Origin of the sequence: Cognatishimia sp., from assembly GCF_964229375.1 — a bacterium.
In the GTDB taxonomy this organism is placed as follows: Bacteria; Pseudomonadota; Alphaproteobacteria; order Rhodobacterales; family Rhodobacteraceae; genus Cognatishimia.
Genome location: NZ_CAXREH010000167.1, coordinates 1 through 6020, shown reverse-complemented (window position 1 = coordinate 6020; position 6020 = coordinate 1). Strand labels below are relative to the sequence as shown.

At 58.6% G+C, this 6020-nt stretch carries 5 protein-coding genes and 1 pseudogene; 2 read left to right on the top strand and 4 right to left on the bottom strand.

The features are described 5' to 3' along the window. Together ACEQWH_RS12565 and ACEQWH_RS12560 are read left to right on the top strand one after the other, a co-directional pair. On the top strand, positions 1-616 hold a 616-nt coding region (locus ACEQWH_RS12565; RefSeq protein WP_370231392.1), incomplete at its 5' end, for a cell division protein FtsX. Then, positions 616-1377 carry a lysophospholipid acyltransferase family protein gene (locus ACEQWH_RS12560; protein WP_370231390.1) on the top strand — a complete coding sequence of 254 codons (762 nt, stop codon included), beginning with the start codon at positions 616-618 and terminating at the stop codon, positions 1375-1377. The genes ACEQWH_RS12565 and ACEQWH_RS12560, both read left to right, overlap by 1 nt. Positions 1378-1602: 225 nt before the next feature. On the opposite strand, the gene lpdA is transcribed toward ACEQWH_RS12560, so the two are convergent. The 4 genes and pseudogenes from lpdA to sucA all read right to left on the bottom strand — a co-directional run. Continuing rightward, positions 1603-3000 carry a dihydrolipoyl dehydrogenase gene (gene lpdA / locus ACEQWH_RS12555; RefSeq protein WP_370231388.1) on the bottom strand — a complete coding sequence of 466 codons (1398 nt, stop codon included), beginning with the start codon at positions 2998-3000 and terminating at the stop codon, positions 1603-1605. A gap of 12 nt (positions 3001-3012) precedes the next feature. Beyond that, positions 3013-3411, bottom strand: a complete 399-nt coding sequence (locus ACEQWH_RS12550) for a hypothetical protein (RefSeq protein ID WP_370231386.1) — start codon at positions 3409-3411, stop codon at positions 3013-3015. A 12-nt stretch (positions 3412-3423) separates the two neighbouring features. Beyond that, a complete protein-coding gene (gene odhB, locus ACEQWH_RS12545) occupies positions 3424-4920 on the bottom strand; it encodes a 2-oxoglutarate dehydrogenase complex dihydrolipoyllysine-residue succinyltransferase (protein ID WP_370231384.1) in 1497 nt (498 codons plus the stop codon). 5 nt (positions 4921-4925) lie between these two features. Further along, positions 4926-6020, bottom strand: a pseudogene (gene sucA / locus ACEQWH_RS12540) (2-oxoglutarate dehydrogenase E1 component); the annotation flags it as partial.

Below are 6020 nucleotides of genomic sequence, written 5' to 3'. Positions count from 1 at the left end.
AGGCGCTCGGGCGCTGACGGCGGACGAGCAACGGGCTTTGTTGTCGCCGTGGTTCGGACCGGATCTTCCCATCGAGGATTTGCCGATTCCGCAATTGATCGAGATTTCTGAGACCGAAGAAGGCTATGACGCGGCGGGTCTCCGGTTGCGTCTTCAGGCCGAGGTGCCCGGCGCCATTCTGGATGACCATAGCCGCTGGCGTAAGCCCTTGCAGCAGGCGGCCATGCGGTTGCGTACGTTGGGCTGGCTGGCGATCGGGGTGATTGCGGCCGTCACAGGCACGATGATTACCCTTGCCGCCAACGCGGCGCTTGCCGCCAACTCGCAGGTGATCGCGGTCATGCGTCTAGTCGGGGCGCAGGATGAATACATCGCCCGCGCCTTTGTCCGCCGCTTTACACTGCGCGCCCTGACGGGGGCCACAGCAGGCACAGTGGCCGGATATGGGGCTGTTCTGCTCTTGCCATCTGCGCAGGGCGCAGGCGGCTTTCTGACCGGTCTTGGGTTTCAGGGCTATGGCGCGGCCTGGTTGGCTTTGGTGCCGGTCGCTGCTGCGGCAGTGGCCTTTGTCGCAACCGGCGTCGCGGCGCGAAAATCTCTGTCGGAGTTAAGCTGATGGGTTATGCAATCCAGTGGGTGCGTTCTTTGGTCTTTGTGGTGCAGATGTACCTCATGATGTTCATCATGGCGCTGTTTTTTACCCCACCTGCAATTTTCTCGCGGTATTGGGTCTATGCAGGGGTGCATACCTATTGCCGCTGGGTGCGCTGGACTGCCTCTTGGATGGTGGGTCTGAAAACCGAAATCCGCGGAGATGTGCCCACAGAAGAAGTCCTGATTGCCTCAAAGCACCAGAGCTTTCTTGATATCATCATGATCGTCAGCGTTGTGCCCAAGCCAAAGTTCATCATGAAAGCCTCGCTGAAATATGCGCCCATTTTGGGATGGTACGGCATGCGGCTGGGCTGTGTGCCTGTCAACCGTGGCAAACGCGCCGAGGCCATTCGTCAGATGATGAAGGGTGTACGAGACGGCACTGCGCCAGCCGGTCAATTGATTATCTATCCGCAGGGCACCCGTGTCGCCTGGGATGACTATCGCCCCTATAAGATTGGCATCAACGTTCTTTACAATGAAACCGGTCAGACCGTGGTACCTGCGGCCACCAATGTTGGCCTGTTCTGGCCGCGCGTGGGCATCTATCGCAAACCCGGATTGGCCATCCTCGAGTTTCTGGAACCGATCCCGCCGGGCCGTGAAAACGGGGCCTTTATGCGCGATCTGGAAAACCGGGTCGAAGCGCGCTCGATTGCCTTGATGCAAGAGGCCGGCTCGGATCCGGTACCGGGCATTCAGGCCGCGAAAACACGCGGTTAACACATTCCAAACACATCGACGTGAGCTATATGGCAAGTCCTTTCGGATTTGCCTAGGTAGGACGTGTAAGCAAAGAGACTTGCCACACTCACCCAACGTGACGTGCCCAACGTCACTCTTGTGACAGCGCGGATGCCGGTACCCCCGATCCCCTCAAGGCCGCCGCGCTTTCACAAAAAAAGCGGCCCTTAAAGGGCCGCTTTCTTTTTTTCAATAATGCGCGCGTTATGCGTGGATTGGACCGTCGCCACAAGCGAGGGCCGCTTCGCGAACCGCCTCGGAATAGGTTGGGTGCGCGTGGCATGTCAGCGCGATGTCTTGGGCAGAGGCACCAAATTCCATCGCAACGCAGATCTCGTGGATCATGTCACCGGCTGCAGGCCCGATGATGGCAGCACCAAGCACGCGGTCGGTTTCTTTGTCAGCGATGATCTTCACGAACCCATCTGCCTGACCCACTGCCTTCGCACGCCCGTTGCCCATGAACGAAAACTTGCCAACCTTGATCTTGTGGCCCGCTTTTTTCAGTGCATCTTCGCTCTGACCCACGGTGGCCACTTCTGGAGTGGTATAGACCACACCCGGAATGACGCCGTAGTTCACGTGGCCATGGTTGCCTTTGATGACATCGGCAACCGCCATGCCCTCGTCCTCGGCCTTGTGCGCCAGCATTGGGCCTTCGATCACGTCGCCAATCGCATAGATGCCCGGTACGTTGGTGGCCCAATGCGCGTCGGTGGCGATCTGGCCGCGCTCGGTCATTTTGATGCCCAGAGCCTCCAGCCCCAGACCGTCGGCATATGGCTTGCGGCCCGTTGCAACCAAGACCACATCCGCATCGATAGTCTCTTCGGCATCTGGTTTCTTTTTCAGGCTGTATTTGACCTTTGCTTTGGTCTTGGTGGTCTCAACGCCCGAGACCGCTGCGCCCATCACAAAGTTCAGACCCTGCTTTTCAAGGATACGCTTGAACGTGCGCTGCACGTCTTTGTCCATGCCGGGGCAAACCGCGTCCATATATTCAACGACGGTCACTTCAGAGCCCAGACGCGCATAGACAGAGCCCAGTTCCAGACCAATGACGCCCGCGCCGATCACGACCATCTTTTTCGGGATCTTGCCCAGCTCGAGCGCGCCCGTGCTGTCAACCACCAGACCTTTGTCGTTGTCGACCTCTACGCCCGGCAGAGACGACGGCACCGAGCCCGAGGCAATTACGATGTTCTTAGTCTCGTAGGTGGTGTCGCCCACGGTGACTTTGCCCGCGGCAGGGATCGTTGCCCAGCCCTTGAGCCAGTCGATCTTGTTCTTCTTCATCAGGAACTCGACACCGCCGGTGTTCTGGCCAATGACCTCTTCCTTATAGGTCAGCATCTGCTTCCAGTCGACGGAAGGGCTTTTGCCCTTCAGACCCATATTGGCAAAGCTGTGTTCTGCTTCATGCAGCATATGGGTTGCGTGCAGCAGCGCTTTAGAGGGGATACAGCCCACGTTCAGGCAGGTTCCGCCCAAGGTCTCACGGCCCTCAACGATGGCGGTTTTCAGACCCAGTTGGGCACAGCGTACAGCAGAGACATAGCCGCCAGGACCGGCTCCGATAATGATGACGTCATATTGGGACATGGTGAGTTCCTATCATTTTGAGGCAGCCTCTGCGCTGCTTTCCACCTGTGTTGACACGAAGGGGGTCACGGTGATGCCATAGCTGGCATGATAAACACCGTCCTCTGAAACAGAAATACTGGAACAGCTTTCTGTTCCATTCCGCAATCCCTTCACTTTGACACAGACTCTATCGTCTGCGATCGTCCAGCTCCCGGTTTCCCGGGGGCCAGCGTTTGGTTTGACTTCCAGTTGGCCATCGGCGTGAAACGTAACACGACCGCCGATGTCCGAGGCGCGATAACGCGCGTGGTAGCGAAAGGTGCTATCTTGGATGGCTTGCTGAATATCGGCCGAGCTAAGCGGTGTTTTGGCGTCGCCGAAACACCCGCTCAGACCGATGGCAAGACACAAAGGCAGATAGCGCCTCATGTGCCAAATCCCTTACAGATCCATCAACAGGCGACGTGGATCCTCAAGCGCTTCTTTGACGCGCACAAGGAAGGTCACAGCACCTTTGCCGTCAACGATCCGGTGGTCATAGGACAGCGCCAGATACATCATCGGGCGGATCACCACTTGGCCGTTGATCGCCATCGGACGGTCTTGGATCTTGTGCATACCAAGGATGCCCGACTGCGGCGGGTTGAGGATCGGCGAGGACATCAGAGAGCCATAAACACCGCCGTTAGAGATAGTGAACGAGCCGCCCTGCATTTCCGCCATAGACAGTTTGCCGTCCCGTGCCCGCGCCCCTTTCTCGGCAATCGCTTTTTCAATCGCGGCAAAGGACATCGCGTCCGCATCGCGGATCACAGGAACCACAAGGCCGGTTGGTGTGCCGGCGGCAATGCCCATGTGGACATAGTTCTTATAGACGATGTCAGTTCCGTCGATCTCGGCGTTCACTTCTGGCACTTCTTTCAAAGCGTGCACGCAAGCCTTGGTGAAGAAGGACATAAAGCCCAGTTTCACGCCGTGTTTCTTGAGGAACAGGTCTTTGTACTCGTTGCGCAGCGCCATCACCTCGGTCATGTCGACCTCGTTGTATGTGGTCAGCATAGCGGCAGTGTTCTGCGAGTCTTTCAGACGTTTCGCGATGGTCTGACGCAGACGGGTCATTTTTACCCGCTCCTCGCGTGAGGCATCTTCGACTGCCACAGGTGCGCGCGGTGCCGCGGCTGGCGCTGCAGCAGGTGCAGGGGCCGGTGCGATTGCCGCCTTCAACACGTCTTCTTTCATGATGCGACCGTCGCGACCAGAGCCTGCGACATTTGCTGGATCAATGCCTTTTTCCGCCATCAGTTTGTTGGCGGATGGGGCGTTTTCCACGTCTTTTGACGCGGTCGGGGCCGGAGCAGCTGCCGCCGGTGCAGGGGCTGGCGATGCGCCGCCGCCTGCGCCCGAGATCACCGCCAGTTTGGCGTCTGCGCCAACGGTGGTGCCTTCTGGGGCAACAATCTCTGCCAGAACACCAGCGGCCGGGGCCGGAACTTCGACCGAGACTTTGTCGGTCTCAAGCTCGCACAGCATTTCATCCTGCGCGACGGTGTCACCAACGGCCTTGAACCATGTGGACACAGTGGCTTCGGTCACAGATTCACCAAGCGTTGGCACCATGACATCGGTGCTACCGCCACCAGCCTCTGCCGGCGCCGCAGGAGCCGCGGCTGCCGCGGGCGCGGGGGCCGGTGCGGCGCCTTCGCCTGCAACGATGGTTGCGAGCAGGGCGTCAACGCCAACGGTGTCGCCTTCGGCGGCGACGATTTCGCCCATGACGCCCGCAACCGGAGCAGGCACCTCGACGGTGACCTTGTCCGTTTCCAGCTCGCAGAGCATTTCGTCCACTGCGACCGCGTCGCCGGGTTTCTTGAACCAGGTTGCAACAGTGGCTTCGGTAACGCTTTCACCAAGTGTAGGGACACGTAATTCTGTCGTCATTTCATTTACCCTTCAATGGTCAGCGCTGCATCTACGAGCGCCTGTTGTTGTGCTTTGTGTTGGCTTGCAAGTCCGGTCGCCGGGCTGGCCGAAGCCGCGCGGCCCGCATAGATCGGACGTGTGTGTTTTGCTTTGATCCGGCTCAGAACCCATTCGATGTTGGGCTCGATAAAGCTCCAGGCACCTTGGTTCTTGGGCTCTTCCTGACACCAGACCATCTCGGCACCTTTAAAGCGCTCAAGTTCCTTCACCAGTGAGATCGCCGGGAACGGATAGAACTGTTCGATCCGCATCAGATAGACATCGTCCAGCCCGCGTGCATCGCGCTCTTCCAGCAGGTCATAATAGACCTTGCCCGAACACATTACCACGCGCTTGATCTTGTCGTCTGCCACCAGTTGCGTGTCAGAATTGCCGTGCTGCGCATCGTCCCAAAGGACGCGGTGGAAGCTGGACCCTGTTGTGAACTCTTCGGTCTTACTGATCGCCATTTTGTGGCGCAGCAGCGACTTTGGCGTCATCAGGATCAGCGGCTTGCGGAAGGTGCGGTGCAGCTGACGGCGCAGGATGTGGAAGTAGTTCGCCGGGGTCGTACAGTTGGCCACGATCCAGTTGTCGCCGCCACACATCTGCAGGAAACGTTCCAGACGCGCCGAAGAGTGCTCCGGACCCTGGCCCTCAAAACCATGTGGCAGCAGAACCGTCAGACCGGACATCCGCAGCCATTTGCTTTCGCCAGAGCTGATGAACTGGTCAAACATGATCTGCGCGCCATTGGCAAAGTCACCAAACTGCGCTTCCCACAGGGTCAGGGCGTTTGGTTCTGCCAGCGAGTAGCCATATTCAAATCCCAGAACCGCATATTCAGACAGGGCCGAGTCGATCACCTCGTACTGGGCCTGACCTGCGCGGATGTTGTTCAGGGGGTAGTAACGACGCTCGGTGTCTTGGTTTACGATGCCCGAGTGACGCTGCGAGAACGTCCCGCGGGTCGAGTCCTGACCTGCCAGACGCACGGGATAGCCCTCGGTCAGCAACGATCCAAAGGCCAGCGCTTCGCCGGTTGCCCAGTCGATGCCTTCGCCGCTCTCAAACATCTT

What these genes read in the sequence shown, in the direction of transcription:
- ACEQWH_RS12560 (WP_370231390.1), top strand. Translation starts at nt 616, where the DNA reads ATGGGTTATGCAATCCAGTGGGTGCGTTCTTTGGTCTTTGTGGTGCAG.
- lpdA (WP_370231388.1), bottom strand. Translation starts at nt 3,000, where the DNA reads ATGTCCCAATATGACGTCATCATTATCGGAGCCGGTCCTGGCGGCTAT.
- ACEQWH_RS12550 (WP_370231386.1), bottom strand. Translation starts at nt 3,411, where the DNA reads ATGAGGCGCTATCTGCCTTTGTGTCTTGCCATCGGTCTGAGCGGGTGT.
- odhB (WP_370231384.1), bottom strand. Translation starts at nt 4,920, where the DNA reads ATGACGACAGAATTACGTGTCCCTACACTTGGTGAAAGCGTTACCGAA.